General features: G+C 57.5%; 15 protein-coding genes, 1 tRNA gene and 1 pseudogene. 6 read left to right on the top strand and 11 right to left on the bottom strand.

Annotated features, from left to right (window positions below):
* Window positions 1-24: 24 nt before the first annotated feature.
* A pseudogene (locus Q352_RS24455) lies at window positions 25-732 on the bottom strand (integrase core domain-containing protein).
* Between the two features lie 116 nt (window positions 733-848).
* On the opposite strand from Q352_RS24455, the gene Q352_RS0115980 reads away from it, so the two are divergent.
* Window positions 849-1,280, top strand: coding sequence for a RidA family protein (locus Q352_RS0115980; protein ID WP_028500201.1), 432 nt, complete (start codon window positions 849-851; stop codon window positions 1,278-1,280).
* 20 nt (window positions 1,281-1,300) lie between these two features.
* Here the strand turns inward: Q352_RS0115980 and Q352_RS0115975 are convergent, their stop codons facing one another.
* The 5 genes from Q352_RS0115975 to Q352_RS23525 all read right to left on the bottom strand — a co-directional run bounded on the left by Q352_RS0115975 (window position 1,301) and on the right by Q352_RS23525 (window position 3,461).
* Window positions 1,301-1,513, bottom strand: coding sequence for a DUF3079 domain-containing protein (locus tag Q352_RS0115975; RefSeq protein WP_028500200.1), 213 nt, complete (start codon window positions 1,511-1,513; stop codon window positions 1,301-1,303).
* 98 nt (window positions 1,514-1,611) lie between these two features.
* Entirely contained in the window at window positions 1,612-2,127 is a 516-nt protein-coding gene (locus Q352_RS21565; protein ID WP_036386703.1) for a hypothetical protein, read from the bottom strand.
* Between the two features lie 116 nt (window positions 2,128-2,243).
* The gene (locus Q352_RS0115965; protein ID WP_028500199.1) at window positions 2,244-3,080 is read right to left on the bottom strand and encodes a hypothetical protein; all 837 of its coding nucleotides are present in this window, start codon (window positions 3,078-3,080) and stop codon (window positions 2,244-2,246) included.
* Window positions 3,081-3,113: 33 nt separating this feature from the next.
* Entirely contained in the window at window positions 3,114-3,293 is a 180-nt protein-coding gene (locus Q352_RS0115960; protein ID WP_028500198.1) for a hypothetical protein, read from the bottom strand.
* A gap of 3 nt (window positions 3,294-3,296) precedes the next feature.
* On the bottom strand, window positions 3,297-3,461 hold the full coding sequence (locus Q352_RS23525) for a hypothetical protein (RefSeq protein WP_156952574.1): 165 nt from the start codon (window positions 3,459-3,461) through the stop codon (window positions 3,297-3,299).
* A gap of 279 nt (window positions 3,462-3,740) precedes the next feature.
* Here Q352_RS23525 and Q352_RS22925 point away from each other — a divergent pair, with 279 nt between their 5' ends.
* On the top strand, window positions 3,741-4,202 hold the full coding sequence (locus Q352_RS22925) for a winged helix-turn-helix domain-containing protein (RefSeq protein WP_199905527.1): 462 nt from the start codon (window positions 3,741-3,743) through the stop codon (window positions 4,200-4,202).
* Window positions 4,203-4,208: 6 nt separating this feature from the next.
* Here Q352_RS22925 and Q352_RS21555 read toward each other — a convergent pair whose 3' ends face one another.
* From Q352_RS21555 to Q352_RS0115935, 3 genes are all read right to left on the bottom strand, one after another.
* A complete protein-coding gene (locus tag Q352_RS21555; protein ID WP_051529023.1) occupies window positions 4,209-5,642 on the bottom strand; it encodes a cation:proton antiporter in 1,434 nt (477 codons plus the stop codon).
* Between the two features lie 300 nt (window positions 5,643-5,942).
* The gene (locus Q352_RS21550; RefSeq protein ID WP_036386716.1) at window positions 5,943-6,719 is read right to left on the bottom strand and encodes an alpha/beta fold hydrolase; all 777 of its coding nucleotides are present in this window, start codon (window positions 6,717-6,719) and stop codon (window positions 5,943-5,945) included.
* Between the two features lie 135 nt (window positions 6,720-6,854).
* Window positions 6,855-6,945: transfer RNA gene (locus Q352_RS0115935), tRNA-Ser, on the bottom strand.
* A gap of 161 nt (window positions 6,946-7,106) precedes the next feature.
* Between Q352_RS0115935 and Q352_RS0115930 the strand changes: the two genes are divergently transcribed.
* The 4 genes from Q352_RS0115930 (at window position 7,107) to Q352_RS0115915 (ending at window position 12,225) form a co-directional block, all read left to right on the top strand.
* A complete protein-coding gene (locus tag Q352_RS0115930) occupies window positions 7,107-8,699 on the top strand; it encodes an NAD+ synthase (protein ID WP_028500197.1) in 1,593 nt (530 codons plus the stop codon).
* Window positions 8,700-8,870: 171 nt separating this feature from the next.
* A complete protein-coding gene (gene lolA / locus Q352_RS0115925; RefSeq protein ID WP_028500196.1) occupies window positions 8,871-9,470 on the top strand; it encodes an outer membrane lipoprotein periplasmic chaperone LolA in 600 nt (199 codons plus the stop codon).
* 57 nt (window positions 9,471-9,527) lie between these two features.
* The gene (locus tag Q352_RS0115920; protein ID WP_028500195.1) at window positions 9,528-11,438 is read left to right on the top strand and encodes an ATP-binding cassette domain-containing protein; all 1,911 of its coding nucleotides are present in this window, start codon (window positions 9,528-9,530) and stop codon (window positions 11,436-11,438) included.
* 109 nt (window positions 11,439-11,547) lie between these two features.
* Window positions 11,548-12,225 (top strand): YiaD family glycine zipper/OmpA-like lipoprotein, encoded by a 678-nt coding sequence (locus tag Q352_RS0115915; RefSeq protein WP_036386701.1) that lies wholly within the window; start codon window positions 11,548-11,550, stop codon window positions 12,223-12,225.
* A gap of 54 nt (window positions 12,226-12,279) precedes the next feature.
* Here Q352_RS0115915 and Q352_RS23520 read toward each other — a convergent pair whose 3' ends face one another.
* Window positions 12,280-16,497 (bottom strand): RHS repeat domain-containing protein, encoded by a 4,218-nt coding sequence (locus Q352_RS23520; protein WP_156952573.1) that lies wholly within the window; start codon window positions 16,495-16,497, stop codon window positions 12,280-12,282.
* A gap of 16 nt (window positions 16,498-16,513) precedes the next feature.
* The coding region (locus Q352_RS23785; RefSeq protein ID WP_036386699.1) for an RHS repeat-associated core domain-containing protein at window positions 16,514-17,598 on the bottom strand (1,085 nt) is incomplete at its 5' end.

The raw sequence follows: 17,598 nt of genomic DNA, 5'->3' as shown, positions 1-17,598 counted from the left end.
GCTGGTTTCTTGACCTCCCCCCGACTAACCGAGCGGTCTAAACTGGAGATTTCCGGCTTCTGGATGGGCTAGCCGGAACTCGCCGGGAGACCGGTCGCCCAGCGAACTGTGCGGCGTGAGTTCGTTGTAATCCTGCGCCAACGCTCGATCTTGTCACGCGCGTCAGCCAGCGGCAAAAACCAATGCACGTTCAGGCACTCATCCCGCAGACTGCCGTTGAACGACTCGATGAAGACATTATCCGCGGGTTTCCCCGGCCGCGAGAAGTCCAGCGTGACGCCTTGTTCGTACGCCCATTGATCCAGCGCCACCGAAATGAATTCACTGCCGTTGTCGACCTGAATCCGCTGCGGCGTCCCGCGCAAGGCTTGCACATGCCGCGTCGTCGCGACTACGTCCGCGGCTTAGGAGACGGCCGCTGCTGAACGACAGCGGTGGCGCGGCGAATGCTGACGCGGTACGCGTTGATCAGGAAGTTGGCCAGCTCGCGTTTGCGAGCCGGCTTCACAGCTTTTTCTGGATGACTTCCTGCAGCATCTGCTTGTCCAGGCTCAGGTCAGCCACCATGCGCTTGAGCCGGGCATTCTCTTCTTCCAGCTGCTTCAAGCGGCGCAGTTCGCTGACGCCGAGGCCGCCGTATTTCTTCTTCCAGTTGCAGAAGGTGGCCTCGGAGATGCCCATCTTGCGGCAGACCTCCGCGACCGTGGTGCCCAACTCCGCTTTGCCAGAAATCTCTACTTCTCTCCGCTACGGTTTTTCGGGAGGAGGTCAATGTGCCCTTGCCGTCTTGACCTCAAGTCCGCTTGAGGCGCTACGGTAGACCACTCTTCCCTCACAGGTGCCATCCGATGACGACTGCAACCCCCGCTCCGCAACTGACTTTCCTCAACCCGGAAGGGCTGTATGATCCGCGCCCGAACGGTTACTCCCATCTGGCCATCGTCGATGGACCGGCCCGGCTGGTCCATGTTGCCGGTCAGGGCGGCGAAGACGCGCAGGGCACGCTCTCCCCCGATTTCGGGCAGCAGGTCAGGCAGGCGCTGGCCAATCTGGAAACGGCATTGCGGGCAGCCGGCGCCGGCCCGCGCGATGTGGCCAGGCTGACTGTGCTGATCGTCGACCATTCGCAGGAACGGCTGCAGGTGTTCGGCCGGGCGTTGACGGCGCTATGGGATGGCGCGCCAATGCCGGCATGCACACTGATCCCGGTGCCACGGCTGGCGCTTGACGGCATGCTGTTCGAGATCGAGGCCACCGCCGTGCTGGCGCCGTCGACCTGAGCCGGCCCCGGTCGCAGGGCTCAGGCGGGATCGTCGGCGGGCTTTTGCAGCTCGTCGGGAATATCCAGCCCCCAGTCGCCCCACAGATACCAGTCTTCGCCGATGACCTCGGCCGGGTGCTGGGTACGGCCGGAGCCGTTGCCGCACTGAAGGGAATCGACCGGGCAGTATTTGTCACACCCCCAGCAGATTCGCTCCGGGTGTTTCGGGTTAAGCGGGAATTTTTTTGCCATGCCGGCCCCATTAACGTCTGAAGGCAGTGCCACGCACTGCCTTCAGATTAGCGTCATGACCGGGACTGGCGACATGACGCGGGTCAAGCCGCAACGGGTCAGGCCTGCAGATTGAGCCAGAGCTTCTCGCCGTCGCTGTACTTGCTGATCATGCTGGCGTTCAGTCTGGCCGCCGCTTCTTCGGTGCTGGCGGCATCGTCGCCCCCGCCCTGCAGCTCGGCCTGCTTCTTCATCAGCTCTTCGATCTTCGCTGCGACCTTTGCCTTTTCTTCCGGCGGCATGGCCTCGTACTCTTCCTTGGAAATGCCGAGCTGGGCCAGTATCCGCGCCATGACCTTTTCGCGCGGCGACATCGCCATGTACTCAAGGAAGCTCTCGCTGGTGCTCTTGCCGGTCGTCGCCGACGGCACGGCTCCGGCAGCCCCGGCGGCGCTGACGGCCGCACTGCTGCCGGCAGCCGCTGTGGTGGTGTTCTGGGCCGTCGCGCCCAGGCCGGCGAAGGCGGCTACCAGCGCCGCGTTCCAGTCGGCGGCTGCCGTATCGGTTTTTTTCCTGGTCGACGACGAGACGGCGTCGAGGACATTGCTCAGGCTGGCTTCACGAATATTCGACATGCGAATCCCTTTGTCAGTAAACGTTTCAGCCACTGAAACAGCAGGATTCATGCCAGCCCGGATTCCCCCTCAGCCGGCATGAATCGCAGCAAAATCACATACTGCATGACCGGTTTTTACCGCCCGTCGGCAATTTTTGCCTGTGCGGCAGGGCGCCCCGGGCACAGCAGCCGCTCGCAGCGGATGTGGTACATCTCGAGGTCTTCGCGAATGAAGAACGGCATCTCCCACGGGTTCTTGTCGATAAACGCCTGGCGGATTTCCTCGAACACGGCGCTGCCGTTCGGTACCAGGCTGGCCTGGCCCTTGATGATGGTGTAGTTCCACTCGATCGCGCGCTCGAAGGTAAAGGTCGCGCGCTCGTCCATCACGAAGAAGCAGTGCGGGTTGCGCTTCAACTGTCTGGATTTGAAGGTTTCCGGGAAAGTGATCAGGAAGACGTCATCGTTCTCGGTAGACAGGAAGGCAAGCACGGTCGTGTGCGGCTGTTCCGGCGCGAGGGTGATGAGCACCCCGACCTTGTTCTCGCGGTCGCGCCCGGCGATCGGCGGCAGGCTGGCCAGCGTGCTCAGCGGCACCGGCCGCTCCGGACGCGGATCGGCCGGGTAGTCATAACCGGGCTCGCGCAGGTTCTCGACGGCGGTAAAACCGTGCAGCAGCATGCATTCGCGCGGTTCGAGCACGGCCCAGTCGCCATCCACGGCCTGTACCCGCCCCTTGTAAGACGCCCGATAGACGCGGATCGACGAGTCGAACTCGTCGACCCCGGTACGGTTGTCCAGGTGAATCGTGGCCAGATCGCCCTGCTGCAGCGCATGCCCGTGCGGAAAGAACAGCCGCAGGCGATTGTCGTGCTGCGGGTACACGCCACAGATATGAATAACGACATCATCCTGCCGGTAGGCGCTGAGAACGCCGAGGATCTGCTTGCCGAGATAGGTGACGAGACTCATGAAGAAAGGTCCGCTAGTACCAGATTCTTCAGATCATACGCCGGGCCCCGGTGTTTCTGGGTCTGTCTGCGGCTTGCGCTTGCCGTGTGGCATGACCGGTGCCGATTTCGGTCTGGCGGCAGCCGCGGTCCGGCAGACAAGAATCCCGACCAGTGCCAGCGGCACCACAACCACCAGCAAGGCTGCCAGCGCGTGCAGGAGTTCGGTGTCCATGGCTCACTCCCCGCGCGCCGACAGCACGTTATCGACGGGTTTGCCGGCGCCTCGCCGCTGGTGCCACAGCGTCAGACTGACAACAGCCTGTCGCGCACAGCGAAACACCAGCACAAAAACCGCCACGGCCAGGGTAATAAAAACCACATCCTTGATAACGGTGTGCATCAGAACGTCTCAGCCACTCTCATGCCAGCACCATAGCCCACAGGAAAATGCCGCGGCGTAAAATTAACGTAAATTCTGCACTGCCACGCTGGTTATTACCGGCACCCTGCCGTTAACTGGACAGAGTGCGGCGTCAGCGAAAATAACTGTCTTTATTTACAGCATATTTATACTTCCCGGCATTATCTGAACAGCAATTTTATATCCAGCAGGAAAGAATGGTGCGCAGCGACTTTTACCCTTGATACACACGGGTGTCCCGCCCGGAGAACCACCGACGTGAGTCCAGATCCTGACCCCTTTCCTCCCCCGCTGCGCATTGTCGTGACCGTTCCCCCCGGGCAGACGGTAACGGTTACCGGTACACCCCGCGCACCGTGCGATATCGCGGAAGTCGCGGCCCGGGTCCGGGCCTGCCTGGACGATATCGGCATCGAGGGCGAGGCAACGGCGGTTTACGACGATGGTGTACTCAGTATTGATTTTTCGCGTCATCAGGTCCGGCGTCAGGGGCAGCCGCTTTCGCTGACCCGCAAGGAGTTCTCCCTGCTGGCCCTGCTGGCGCAACAGCCCGGCCGCCTGCTGACCCAGTCCTGCCTGCTGCGCACGCTATGGGGCCCCACACACGAGGACGATGCCCACTACCTGCGCATTCTGGTCGGCAAGCTCAGGCAGAAGCTGGGCGATCCGCGCTATATCCTGACCGAGCCGGGAGTCGGGCTGCGGTTTCTGCCGAGGTGAAACCGCTCACGAAGCCTGCATCTCGTATGGATGGCTGCGCTGCTTCTGGCGCAGGCCGGGCAGGATCAGGGCCAGCAGCGGGCCGGTCATGAAGGTGGTCACCAGCGCCATCACCACCAGCATGGCGAAAATCTGCGGCGACAGGATGCCGATATCGTAGCCGATATTCAAAACCACCAGCTCCATCAGGCCACGAGTGTTCATCAGGGCGCCCAGCGCCCATGCGTCACGCCACTTGATGCCCTTGCTTCGCGCCGCAACCGCCGCGCCGACCATCTTCCCGACCGTGGCCACGGCAATGATGGCCGCGCAGTGCTGCCACGCCTGCCAGTTGTCCAGCAGCCCGATCTGCACCCGGATGCCGGTATAGGTAAAGAAGATCGGCAGCAGGACCACGGTGGTCAGGTGTTCGATCTTGGCGCACAGGTTGATCCGCAGCGTCAGCTGGTGCGGCATGATGGCGCCGGCCAGGAACGCCCCGAACAGGGCGTGGATGCCGATCACTTCCGATACCAGGGCCGAGCCCAGACCAATGGCGAAAATGAAGGCCAGCTGACTGCTGGTGGTCTTTCCGTCCACCGTCGCATGACGGAGCACCCGCTGCGCCAGCGGCCGGATGACTTTGACCATGAACAGCACATAGATGACAGCCATGATCAGCACCACGACGGCCGATTTCATCGACCCGGCCTTGACCAGCCCGAGCACGGCGGCCAGCAGGCACCAGGCCGTCACGTCATCGATCGCGGCGCAGGCAATCGCCATCGAACCGAGCGAGGTGCCGGACAGCTGCTTCTCCTGAATGATCCGGGCCAGGACGGGAAACGCGGTAATGCTCATGGCGATGCCCATGAACAGGGCAAAGGAGGAAAACGCGATGCCGGGCGGGCAATATTGCCGGTACAGGCCGAGCGCCAGCAAGACCCCCAGCAGGAAGGGCAGCAGAATGCTGGCGTGCGAAATGACCACGGCAGCCGAAGCGCTTCTTTTCAGACTGGACAAACGCAACTCCAGCCCGACGATAAACATGAAGAAGATAAGACCGATCTGGCTGAAGAAATACAGCTGCGGCATCGATGCTTCCGGAAAGAGGAAGTCATAGCCGGCAGGCCACAATAATGCCAATACCGATTTGCCGAGCAGAATGCCGGCAATCATCTCGCCAATCACGCGCGGCTGCCCGAACAGCCTGACCACCCAGGCGCAGGCGCGGGACAGGATCAGGATCGACAGGATTTGAATCAGCAGGCCGACCAGTGGCTGATGCGCATGCTGGATCAGCACCTGGGGCGCAATATCCAGCCAGCCGCCCTGGTCACTGCTGTTTTGCAGGAGAACCGGACTTCCCCCGGAACCAAGGGAGAGAATGAAGAACAGTATGACCAGCGCTGCAGACAGAATCAGGCCGTAGGTCAGAATATGGAGCAGTGTTTTTTTCACACGGTTTTTCCGCTAAAATGCATTCGGTATTTTTACTGGCAGAAACCCATCCACCAATTCCGGGTGCACTCACCAGGATATAAAAACCATTGGTCTGATTTTTATATCCTGAAGCAGGCAGGTTTCTTCATCCTTGTGGCGCGCCGGATCATAGCATCCGCATTCAGGCAGAACATTGCCATATATTCATTTGTGCATCTTGGTGTCGCTTTTCCATGTATCCATAAGGGTTATTGCGCAGTGAACACGTCCGGCGACAACGGCGCCGTCCGCATTCAACTGGCGCCGTACCCTGCCGGCTTACCGGTCGTGCAGGAACGCATCGAGAACGGCATGCAGCCAGCCGGGCTGATCCTCATGGGTCGAATGATCGGCAAACGGGATGTTCAGCAGCTTTGCACCCGGTACCCGGTCGGCGAGTTCAACCGCATTGGCACGCGAGACAAGCTGGTCTTCGTCGCCACGAACCACCAGCAAGGCAGCGGTGATGTCGCGCACGGCTTCATTCGGATAGCCGTCTTCGCCCGAGTCAAGCCACAGACTCTGCAGCGCAGCCGTCAAGCGCTCGAAGTCCGGCTCCGGGTTCAGTTTCTGATAGCTGTCGTAGCTGTGCGGGAACATCTCGCGCCAGATCTCTGCCGTGATGCCGGCATACATATCGCGTGTCGGGTCGTCTGCCCCCAGGGCCCAGTGCGCGCCGATCGTGACGAGCTTGTCGACCCCGACTGTCCGGCTGGCGGCCAGCCGCAGGGCGGCGATACCGCCATCGCTGTGGCCGATGATGCTGACGCGGTCCAGACCCAGGTGCCGGATTACGGCTTCCACGTCCTGCTGGAGACGCTTGTAGCTCAGGGCTGCCCCGCCAAGCGTGGACTTGCCCTGACCGCGACTGTCAATACCGATCAGCCGCCAGCGCTTGCCCAGCTGGGGCGTGATGGCATTGAAGGTCTCGATGTCACCGAAACCACCATGGAGAAAAACCAGCGCGGGGCCATGCCGGTCGCCCTGCTCTTCGTAGTAGATGCGCGCGCCGTCTGTCTCGACGTGGTGGCCGTCCTGGTGGTTGAAAGTTGCCATGCTGTTGCCTCCCCTGAATGCCGTATTGATTGCATCAGGGCAGTTTACCTGCATCCGGGCACCTGCAAACATGGCATGCAGCCAGGTCGGAAAAACAAAAAAGCCCTGAAAAATCAGGGCTTTTTTGACAATACGTGGCGGAGAGAGGGGGATTCGAACCCCCGTCAGGGTATTACCCTGAACACGCTTTCCAGGCGTGCGACTTAAACCACTCATCCACCTCTCCGCGAGATGAGGCGCGGATTATAAGCAGGTCGCGACCGCTTCGGCAAGCCATCTTTGCCGCCTGTCGCGCATCACGACGCGACGGCAACGGTCGAAAGGCCTAGCCAAGCGCTGGCAAGTGGATAGAATCACATGTTCCGCTGATACCACTTAAAGATTGCAATGCGTCTCGCACTTGCCCAATTCAACCCCATCGTCGGCGATATCGCCGGCAATGCAGAAAAGATTGCCGGCCTGGCCCGCACCGCCCGCGACGCCGGCGCCGATGTACTGGTTACGCCGGAACTGGCGCTGACCGGCTACAGCCCCGAGGACCTGCTGCTGCGTCCCGCGTTCTACCAGGCGGTGCATGTGGCGCTCGACAAGCTGATGGAAATCGACGGCATCACGCTGGTGATCGGCCATCCGGTCCAGCATGGCAACGAGCGTTTCAATGCCGCCACGGTGATCCGCGACGGCAACATCCTCGGCGAATACCACAAGATGCGGCTGCCGAACGAGGAAGTGTTCGATGAAGTGCGCTACTTCTCGCCCGGTGCGGCGCCGCTGGTGTTCACCCAGGGCGACAGCAAGGTCGGCGTGCTGATCTGCGAGGATATCTGGGGGCCGGAGCCGGCCGCCGCCGCGCAGGATGCCGGTGCCGACGTGCTGGTGGTGCTGAATGCCTCGCCGTTCCATCGCGAGAAAACGGTGGTCCGCACACAGGAATGCCGCTGGCGGGTCGAGGAAACCGGCCTGCCGGTCGCCTATGTGAACCTGATCGGCGGACAGGACGAACTGATTTTCGACGGCGGCTCGTTCGCCGTCGCCCGCGATGGCACCATCGCCGCGCAACTGCCGCAATTTGCCGAACGGCTCGCCTATCTCGATGTCGAGAACGGCGACTTCCGGCCGGCCGACATCACGCCGCTGCCGGACCCGGTCGAGGCCGCCTACCGTGCGCTGGTGCTCGGCGTGCGCGACTATATCGGCAAGAACGGTTTCCCCGGCGTGCTGCTGGGCCTGTCCGGCGGCATCGACTCGGCACTCACGCTGGCGATTGCCGTCGATGCACTTGGCGCCGACCGCGTGCACGCGGTGATGATGCCGTCGCGCTACACCGCCGACATCAGCGTCGACGACAGCCGCGATATGGTCAGACGCCTCGGCATCAAGTATGACGAGATCGCCATCTGGCCGATGTACGAGTCGTTCATGGCCGCCCTGACGCCGCTGTTCGGCGACCGCCCGGCCGACGCCACCGAGGAAAACCTGCAGTCGCGCATTCGCGGCGTGCTGCTGATGGCACTGTCGAACAAGAGCGGCAAGCTGGTGCTGACCACCGGCAACAAGTCGGAGATGACCACTGGCTACGCCACGCTGTATGGCGACATGGCCGGCGGTTTTGCCGTGCTGCGCGACGTCGCCAAGACGCTGGTGTACGAACTGGCCGAGTGGCGCAACCTGCAGGGCGAAGTCATTCCGCGCCGCATTATCGACCGCGCCCCGTCGGCCGAACTGCGGCCCGACCAGCTCGACCAGGACAGCCTGCCGCCGTATGACGTGCTCGACGCCATCATGGCCGAATATGTGGAAATGAACCGCAGCCTCGAGGACATCGTCGATCTCGGCTACCAGGCCACCGATGTGGACAAGGTGACCCGGCTGCTGAAGATCAACGAGTACAAGCGCCGCCAGGCACCGATCGGTCCGCGCATCACCCACCGCGCCTTCGGCAAGGACTGGCGCTACCCGATCACCAACCGCTTCAGTTGATGAAGCACGGGCCGGCGGGAAGACAATCCGCCGGCCCGCTTCCCTTTTATCTGTCCCCGTGATCCGGCGCCCTGCCCGCCCTGTGACAGGCAGGCACAAAGCCGATCCGTTGCCATGGCGTTCGTCGCGCGGGCCCGACCCGCGCCCCGACTTGTCAGGAGAATCGCCCTCATGAAAAAACTGCTCGTCACCGCGCTGATCGCGCTCGCCCCGCTGGCCGCTCACGCCGACGGCATCGCCCAGCTCAAACGCTTTGTCGGTGAAACCCGCTCGATGAAAGCCAGCTTCAGCCAGGTTGTCACCGGTCGCCAGACCCAGACCGCAAGCGGCAGCATGGAACTGTCCCGCCCGGGCAAGTTCCGCTGGAGCTACACCAGGCCCTATGCCCAGCTGATCGTCGGCGACGGCAAGCGCCTGTGGGTGTATGACCAGGACCTGGCCCAGGTCACCACCAAGAAACTCGACGACGCACTCGGTTCGAGCCCGGCCGCCCTGCTGGCCGGCAGCAACGAGATCGAACGCGATTACACGCTCAAGAACCTCGGCGTGGAAAACGGCCTTGACTGGCTGTCGGCCACGCCAAAGCGCGAAGGCACCTTCAACGCGGTACGCATGGGCTTCCGGGACGGCAATCTGGTGCGGATGGTGCTCGCCGACAGCTTCGGCCAGACCACCACGCTGGAATTCTCCAACCTGCAGAAAAATCCCAAGCTCGATCCGTCGCACTTCCGCTTCACCCCGCCCAAGGGCGTGGATGTGGTCGGCGACTGATGTGCCCAATGCGATGCCCGCGCCGATACGGCCGGCATCGCCCTTACCAGACCATTCATGATCCAACTTAAAAACCTGACCCTCCGCCGCGGCCTCAAAGAGCTGTTCTCCAACGTCAACCTGACCATCCACCCCGGCTGGCGTGTCGGCGTGGTCGGCAGCAACGGCACCGGCAAATCCAGCCTGTTCGGGCTGATGCTGAAACAACTGCATCAGGAACAGGGCGACTGCGACTACCCGCGCGGCTGGACCGTCGCCCATGTGGCACAGGAAACCCCGGCCCTGACCAGCTCGGCGCTCGAATACACGCTGGACGGCGACCGCGAGCTGCGCGAACTCGAAGCGGCGCTGCGCCAGGCCGAGGACGCCCACGACGGCACGAAAATCGGCCATCTGCACGGCGAACTGGCGCGTATCGATGCCTATTCGGCACCGGCACGCGCCGCCAAACTGCTGGCCGGCCTCGGCTTCTCGGAAGAAAAGCAGGCACGCCCGGTCTCGTCGTTCTCCGGCGGCTGGCGCATGCGGCTGAACCTGGCCCAGGCACTGATGTGCCGTTCCGACCTGCTGCTGCTCGACGAACCGACCAACCACCTGGACCTCGAAGCCGTGCTGTGGCTCGAACAGTGGCTGGCAGCCTATCCGGGCACGCTGCTGCTGATCTCGCACGACCGCGAATTCCTCGATGCCGTGGTCAGCCATATCGCCGAAGTCGCCCGCGGCAGCATCACGCTGTACACCGGCGGCTATACCGACTTCGAAACCCAGCGCGCCGAGCAACTGGCCCAGCAGCAGGTCGCCTTCGACAAGCAGCAGGCCACCATTGCCCACCTGGAAAACTTCATTCGCCGTTTCAAGGCCAAGGCCAGCAAGGCCAAGCAGGCGCAGAGCCGGGTCAAGGCACTGGAGAAGCTGGAACGCGTCGCGGCCGCGCATGCCGATTCGCCGTTCAACTTCACGTTCGATTCGCCGACCCACAGCCCGAATCCGCTGCTGGTGACCGAGCGCGCCTCGGCCGGCTATGGCGACACCGCCATCCTGTCCCATCTGAACCTGAACATTCAGGCTGGCGCCCGTATCGGCCTGCTCGGCCCGAACGGCGCCGGCAAATCGACGCTGATCAAACTGCTGGCCGGCGAACATGCGCCGCTGAGCGGCACGCTGACCCCGGCCCGCGACCTGCGCATCGGCTACTTTGCCCAGCATCAGCTGGAAACGCTGCGCGCTGACGAATCGCCGATCTGGCATGTGCAGCGGCTGTCTCCAACGGTGCGCGAACAGGAGCTGCGCGACTTCCTCGGCGGCTTCGACTTCCGTGGCGACGCGGCCCTGGCCCCGATCGGACCGATGTCCGGCGGGGAAAAGTCCCGTCTGGCGCTGGCGCTGATCGTCTGGCAAAAACCCAACCTGTTGCTGCTCGACGAACCGACCAACCACCTGGACCTGGACATGCGCGCCGCGCTGACGCTGGCGATGCAGGACTATAACGGTGCCGTGATCGTGGTGTCGCACGATCGCTCGCTGCTGTCGTCGACGACTGACCAGTACTGGCTGGTGGAGCATGGCAGCGTGTCGCCGTTCGATGGCGATCTCGACGACTACCGGCGTTACCGGCTGACCCAGCAGCAGGACAGTGTCACCGATCGCGCGGCAGCCAGTGACATGCCGGAAGTCGACCGCAAGACCCAGAAGCGCCAGGAGGCCGAATCGCGCCAGCGCAAATCGGCCCAGAAAAAGCCGCTGCTGTCGCGGCTGGGCAAGCTGGAACAGGAACTCGACCGCCTGCATGCAGAAAAGGCCATACTGGACGCGCTGATCGCCGACGAATCCATGTACGGTGCCGACAAGCGCAACGAGCTGGCGGCGGCGATCAAGCGCCAGGGCGAACTGGCCACCCGGCTGGAGCAGGTCGAAGAGGACTGGCTGGCCGTGCAGTCCGACATCGAGGCCATCGACGCCGCCGACTGAGCGGACGCCGCATTTGGCAAGTCGCCCGGGAAGGACTACCACGAAGGAGTAGGCCGGCTGCGCAGCCTGCAGCCGGCCCGCCCAGTTTGTCCATCACGGAGGTATCGGCATGAAAAGAACAACCCTTGCGGCGATTGCAACCGGCGTGGCATTCAGCGTCGCCGGCTGCGCGACCCAGCCCGGCCAGCAGAATCCGGGCGGCATGAGCAATACCGGCATGGGCGCCATCATCGGCACCCTCGGCGGCGCGGCGGCCGGCGTCCTGATCGGCGACAGCACCAAGGGTGCGCTGATCGGCGCTGCTGCCGGTGCGGCGATCGGTGCCGGCACCGGCTACTACATGGACCGGCAAAAGGCCAAGATGGAAGAGTCCATGCGCCAGGAAATCTCCAGCGGCCAGATGGAACTCCAGCAGCGCCCGGACAAGAGCCTGGTCGTGACCATGAACGAGGAAGCCACTTTTGCCTTCAACTCGTCGAAAGTGAAGCCGGCGTTCTATCCGGCCATGAACAAGGTGGCGCAGGTACTCGGCGAGTATGGCAAGACCACGCTGAAAATCACCGGCTACACCGACAACGTCGGCAGCGACGCCTACAACCTGAAGCTGTCGCAGCAACGCGCCAGCGCGGTGAAAAGCTATCTGACCGGCAAGGGTATCGCCGCCAGCCGGATCAGCACGGTGGGCATGGGCAAGGCCAATCCGCGCGCCGGCAACGACACGGCCCAGGGCCGGGCCATGAACCGCCGGGTCGACATCCTGATCCAGCCGACCGCAGACGCAAAGTAAGCTTCAGACGGCGGGCCTCGCCCGCCGTGCACCGACAACAACGCAAACCTGTGCCTAATGGTCCGGTAACACCTTTTGCGGCTTGATGCCTGGCGCTATGGGTGATGCGCCACGCAGGGTCAGGATATTTTTCTTCAAGCGGTACGCCAAACCGTATGCATTCTGCCCATTGATATCCATCTCGTAATAGGCATGATATATCGGTTTGTTGCTTTTTTTGTCGCGACCAGCCAGGCTGATAAACGGCGTTCCCTGCACAATCAGATTACCATTCGGCATGTCGAAACAAGGACATACTTTTATTTCCTCACGACTGCCAGTATAAACAGTCAGAAACATGACCTGGCCTTCTATTCGGTGAAAAAGGGTAAAGCCGGAGAAATTTTTATCAGAATAAGATGGTGCCCTCAGTGACAGCATGACCTCTTCACCATGAAAAAGGTAGAAAATTTCTCCGACAAACCCCTCGCTTTCCTGGGCATGACGTACCTGCCTCCCTGTGGGGTCATAGAAATAATGGCGTTGACTCACTTTGTTTCCGACGATCACTCTTGTTCTGAACGCCTCATCTTCGCCATCATAGAAATATTCTGTCAATTTTTGTTTACCCTTGATTTTATAACGCTGACTCAAGGTATTGCCATCCAGATCTGAAGTGAAATCAATAGTTTCAGGAATACCCAACTCTTCTAGCGCATTAACATTTTTTATTTGCTTTAACTGATAGGTATTTTCATGCGTATATGTGCTGGTATTTGTGACACCTTCTATATTCGATATGACTTGAGAAATATTGTCGAATGCATCATAAGTAAATTTCTGATCCGTAACTTTCTTATCATATTGATCATAATAAACCATATCCCCCACTCTTTTCCAACGCCGGAGAGTAGAAGCAAATGGCGTATAGCTATATCTTTCATTCCATGAGTATGTGCTTGTTGCCGAGTATGTGAAATCCATCCTTTCCAATCTGCGCTGTTTGTCATATACGCTTTTACAAACCAGCACCGGGAAATTTTTCTTTTCGAATTTCTCACCATACCCAATTTCCCTGACAAGATTATATTTCTTATAATATTCTTTATATTGATACAAATCGGTATAGATATCACCACCCAGCAATACGGAGCTGTTTATTCTCGCAATGTCATGATAGTTATTTCTTTCAATGGAAGAGCGAGACAACATCACGTCATTCAAATGATAGTAAGTCGATGCCAACTCTCCGTCCTGGTTGTACACATTATATTTAATAATCACATTTCCGTCGTATAGCTTCATCATTACATAATACGGCAGTCCACGGGGCGATGATTTAATTGTTTCCTGGTATCCCCCATATATGGAATCTCCCCATTCCGCTTTTTCTCCAGCCACATTATTAAATTTGTCATATGAAAATTCTTTCGAAAACACCGTTTGCTTTACTACACCAATGTTTTTGTACAAGGTGTTAGTCGATTTTTCCAAAAGCCAGCTGGAAGCATTGTAACTGAAGGTCCGCATAGTGCGTATTGGACTGCCGGGTGCATTCCTGCGTTTTGTACGACGGCTTGTTTCTCCAATTTCAGCAATGTATTCATAAGCAGTAATCCAGCCACCTTGAGTCACAATACTGCCTGGTTTTTCATAAAGGGCCGAACCAGCATAGGTATAGTCGGAGACCGCCGCCCCGATTTTTGTACGCACAATCCTGTCCAGCCCATCGTAAGTTTTCTCGCCAGTCACGACACCATTGATTTCCACGCGGCAGACCAGCAAGGATCGACTATGAGCTGCATATGCAGTGACTTTAGTCTGGACAGTAGATTTTTTTTGAGTGATCTGCCGATCAAATCCATCGTACTTATATTCAACAGGCAGTTTGTCGCTCTGCTCATGCCTTCTGACATTCCAGAATGCATCATAAGAAAATACGTCTGTAGCATCTGGCGTTTTTTCCCCAATACAATACTGGACTTTCTTTAAAAGTTTTCCAAATTCATTTGAAAAATCTATCGTTTTAACATCGCCAGGCTGGTGACTGACCGCAATTGTCCCACTTGACTCCAGATCAAGGTCCTCATCATAAACGTAAGTGTCAACACGCTGCCCCGGATAGGTTCGGCTGGTTAATTCATCATACACATTCCACAAGGAAGACGTTTTTTTTACAATAAAGCCATTATCATCCGTGTAATCATACTCAATGCTGCTTGCCAGCTGCCCCAGCATGTTATAATGATAGGCTGCCAATAAAAATATTTTCTCTTCCTGAACAGCATCCGTTATGGATACCTGTTCCCGTATCACATTTCCTGCCGCGTTGAATTTTCTTATCTCCTTGTACTTCTTCCCTGTCGAGGCCACGACTATCGTTGAATCATCCGGGTCATAAACTACTACTTCGGTAATTTCATACAGCGAACCCGCAGCATAGACCGACTTGACAACATCACCAATTGAGTTATAAGCGTAGACTGTTTTTACGCCATTCTCATCACTCGGCTCTAAAATATCTGCTGTTTTCCCGTTTCTCTTGATAGAGCGCGTCGTTGCGTTCCCATCAAATCCTGTTAAATTTCTTGAGATGATTTCCGTATTGCTTTCATTGTCGACCAGATAAGTAAAATTTTCCGTGGTAGGGATATAAGTCAAGACGGGCAAGCCATAACATGTTGTCTTCAGCGTCGCCATATTGGAAATAACTTTTTTTACCCGACCAGGGCAATCAGTAGCAGCATCAAGATACTCAAAGTCCATTTTATGCAAAACAGAAGATGACGGCTTCCGATCACCATCATGATTTATTGAGAATTTTTCACTTGAAACAAGCACCAGGCTACAGCCCGTAATCTGTGCATAGGTATACTGCCATGTTTTTTTGGCTGGCCCATTGGAGACAGCACAGGATGAGAGTGTTTTACTTTTTATATAATTAACAAAACCATCCGGGTCAGCAGGGCAAAGAAGGACATCGCCATCGCTTTCGCCTTGTGCATCAAAGTAGACAATATCCAGCAGCTGTCCCTCTGCATTGGCTACATGGGTCTCATTGGAAAAGGCATCATAACGGTGCGTTGATACTTTACGAATGGTTTTTATTACACCGTCCTCGCCTTCAATAGTTACAACCTGAGAAACCTTTACAGGCAGCATGAAGGTACTGGCTTGCTCTGCAATGCCTTCACCAAGATTTAGCTGGTACTCATACTCATCATGCTTTCTACGTTTCTTGGGTGCAGGGGTGCGTTCTGTTTTTGTCTCAAGGTAAAATTTATTATAATATCTCCATATTTTTCTTCTATTTTTTATTTCAGCGGAACTGATAAATGTCATTGCGGCATCCATTTTTTCCATATTATCCGCATCAGGGTTCCATTGCGCGACAACTCCGTAACCGAGATAATTGCTTCTTTCAAAACGGTATATTGTATTCAAATACATGGGAGTCCGAATAAATTGACAAAAAAACGAATTGACGGAAGTGACCCCCAGGACGTTCACGTTCAACCCGGGCGGGCATTTCAAGTTTTCATAACTGATATTCTCACATTGGTAAAAGCTCAATGACGATATGAATTTTTTGATTGCCAGATATTTATCATTATGAGATAAATATTCCATTGAAAACAACCGCCGATCTGGATTGGTATCATTGACTTCTGCTAAAGCCATTAAATTGCCATCCAGCGGCTGAACCACGTAATCAATCGTCCCTCTGGGAGTGGTTACGCTATGCGTTGTTTTATTTTCATCACTAAGGATAGACGTTTTGACAAGTGCCGAGCCATCATCGTTATTGATTGAAAATGAGCCATCCTCATTCCACACAATAGAAATACTGGTACCATTTCTGTCTGTTATCTTGACTGTTCTGCCATTATCAACAGTTTCAACCAGTCCATTTTTGTTATATATCGTATAGACATCTCCTTTTTTCACCACTTTGAAAACAAGCGTTTGCTTGTACTGCAAGCTCACGTCACCGTCTGCACTGGATGTTATTCGATAGCGTTCACCATTTAACAGAACCAGGGTTTTAATTACACTACCATCCTCGCCCGTTTCTTCGTCAACGCGGGAAAATCCAAGCTCCCAACCAATGCCAAACCCATAATCAACAGCACTAAATTGATTAAATCTGATATATAAATCCACATTCGGGCCGTTCAGAAAATTTGCGTGGATTTTCGCCAGCATTATATTTTGGATATACATCAGGGTACTGGAATCGACACCGTTTTCAAACCAGTTAATTAAATTGAATGCATTCGAATAAAAAAGCATATCGCCCCCGACGTGATCACTGAGCTATTCTGAAAATACCTTTCAGCACTACCACTTGTGGATCAGGCAAAAATCCACGGCCAGGAGCAAGAGAAATATCCAGGCGTTGTGCCCCTGTGCTGCTGTGTGCAGCCCCCGCTGATTGCGTCAACGCAGGCGACAGACTTTTTTGGGAAATTTTAGCCACGAGAGGAGAGGCCCCCGAGCCTGTTTTAGTCAACTTTGCACCTCTGAACCGCATATTGAATTTCGCACGCAGGGGAGAAATTCCTCCCCCGCCAGTAGGCGGAACCAGCAAGACCCCCGCAATATACGCCAGTGCCATTGTCGCTTCGGAAAGCCGGGCGGATGCTTTCGGATCGCTATCCATCAGCGCAGTCGCTGCAATCTGGGTCGCACCAGAAGCAATCGACAATAGTCCCCCCATGATGCTCGCACCAATCATGAAAACCCCGGCAATACCTGCGGTACCAATCAATACGGCAATGCCCGTAATAATCATCAGAAACCCGCCGAAATAGTTCCAGAAACGGGCGCTCGCAGAGATGCGTTCATTAACAGGGTCATTGTTGCAAAACGTATAAGGGTTATCCCAGCCAGCCCGCACAGGACTATATGGATCCATATTCAGAAAGCGCTGCCACGCCGGGTGATAGCTGCGCCGATCACCACTTAAGTGATATTGCTGACTGCGGGGGCCAGTCCATTCTATACATTCCCCCCACATGCCGATCTCCGGACGAGTATCCCCGTTCCCCGCCAGCGCCTGCAGGCCGTCGCTGTCCGGTTCGGGCTCAGGATCCGGCTCAGGCTCAGGCTCCGGTTCGCTCTCCCCCTGATAACTGTCGTTCTCGTCCTGCCCGACCACATACCACGGGCACGGCCGCTGCAGCCGGTAGTTGCCGTCGCCACGCTGGGTCAGCACCGGCTTCAATGTCGCATCCCGGTACTGCTGCGCAAACGGCAGCGGCGGCGCCTCGCGTGCCGGCCGGCTGCGGTCCACGCAGTAGCCCGGATACTGCAGCAGCGCCAGTCCGCCCGCGCTGCACTCGTCTCCCGCCGCCACCTGCCAGCGCACCGTCAGTGGTCCGCTGACCGCTT

Source organism: Microvirgula aerodenitrificans DSM 15089 (assembly GCF_000620105.1).
GTDB classification, from domain to species: domain Bacteria; phylum Pseudomonadota; class Gammaproteobacteria; order Burkholderiales; family Aquaspirillaceae; genus Microvirgula; species Microvirgula aerodenitrificans.
Note: the sequence above shows the minus strand (reverse complement) of the source record. Positions and strands in the feature narration are given on the sequence as shown.

Coding starts and splice junctions, on each gene's coding strand:
- Q352_RS0115960 (WP_028500198.1), bottom strand. CDS start 3,293: ATGGACACCGAACTCCTGCACGCGCTGGCAGCCTTGCTGGTGGTTGTG.
- Q352_RS0115930 (WP_028500197.1), top strand. CDS start 7,107: ATGCGTCTCGCACTTGCCCAATTCAACCCCATCGTCGGCGATATCGCC.
- Q352_RS0115965 (WP_028500199.1), bottom strand. CDS start 3,080: ATGAGTCTCGTCACCTATCTCGGCAAGCAGATCCTCGGCGTTCTCAGC.
- Q352_RS0115980 (WP_028500201.1), top strand. CDS start 849: ATGACGACTGCAACCCCCGCTCCGCAACTGACTTTCCTCAACCCGGAA.
- Q352_RS23520 (WP_156952573.1), bottom strand. CDS start 16,497: ATGCTTTTTTATTCGAATGCATTCAATTTAATTAACTGGTTTGAAAAC.
- Q352_RS0115975 (WP_028500200.1), bottom strand. CDS start 1,513: ATGGCAAAAAAATTCCCGCTTAACCCGAAACACCCGGAGCGAATCTGC.
- Q352_RS23525 (WP_156952574.1), bottom strand. CDS start 3,461: ATGCACACCGTTATCAAGGATGTGGTTTTTATTACCCTGGCCGTGGCG.
- Q352_RS0115920 (WP_028500195.1), top strand. CDS start 9,528: ATGATCCAACTTAAAAACCTGACCCTCCGCCGCGGCCTCAAAGAGCTG.
- Q352_RS0115915 (WP_036386701.1), top strand. CDS start 11,548: ATGAAAAGAACAACCCTTGCGGCGATTGCAACCGGCGTGGCATTCAGC.
- Q352_RS21565 (WP_036386703.1), bottom strand. CDS start 2,127: ATGTCGAATATTCGTGAAGCCAGCCTGAGCAATGTCCTCGACGCCGTC.
- Q352_RS21550 (WP_036386716.1), bottom strand. CDS start 6,719: ATGGCAACTTTCAACCACCAGGACGGCCACCACGTCGAGACAGACGGC.
- lolA (WP_028500196.1), top strand. CDS start 8,871: ATGAAAAAACTGCTCGTCACCGCGCTGATCGCGCTCGCCCCGCTGGCC.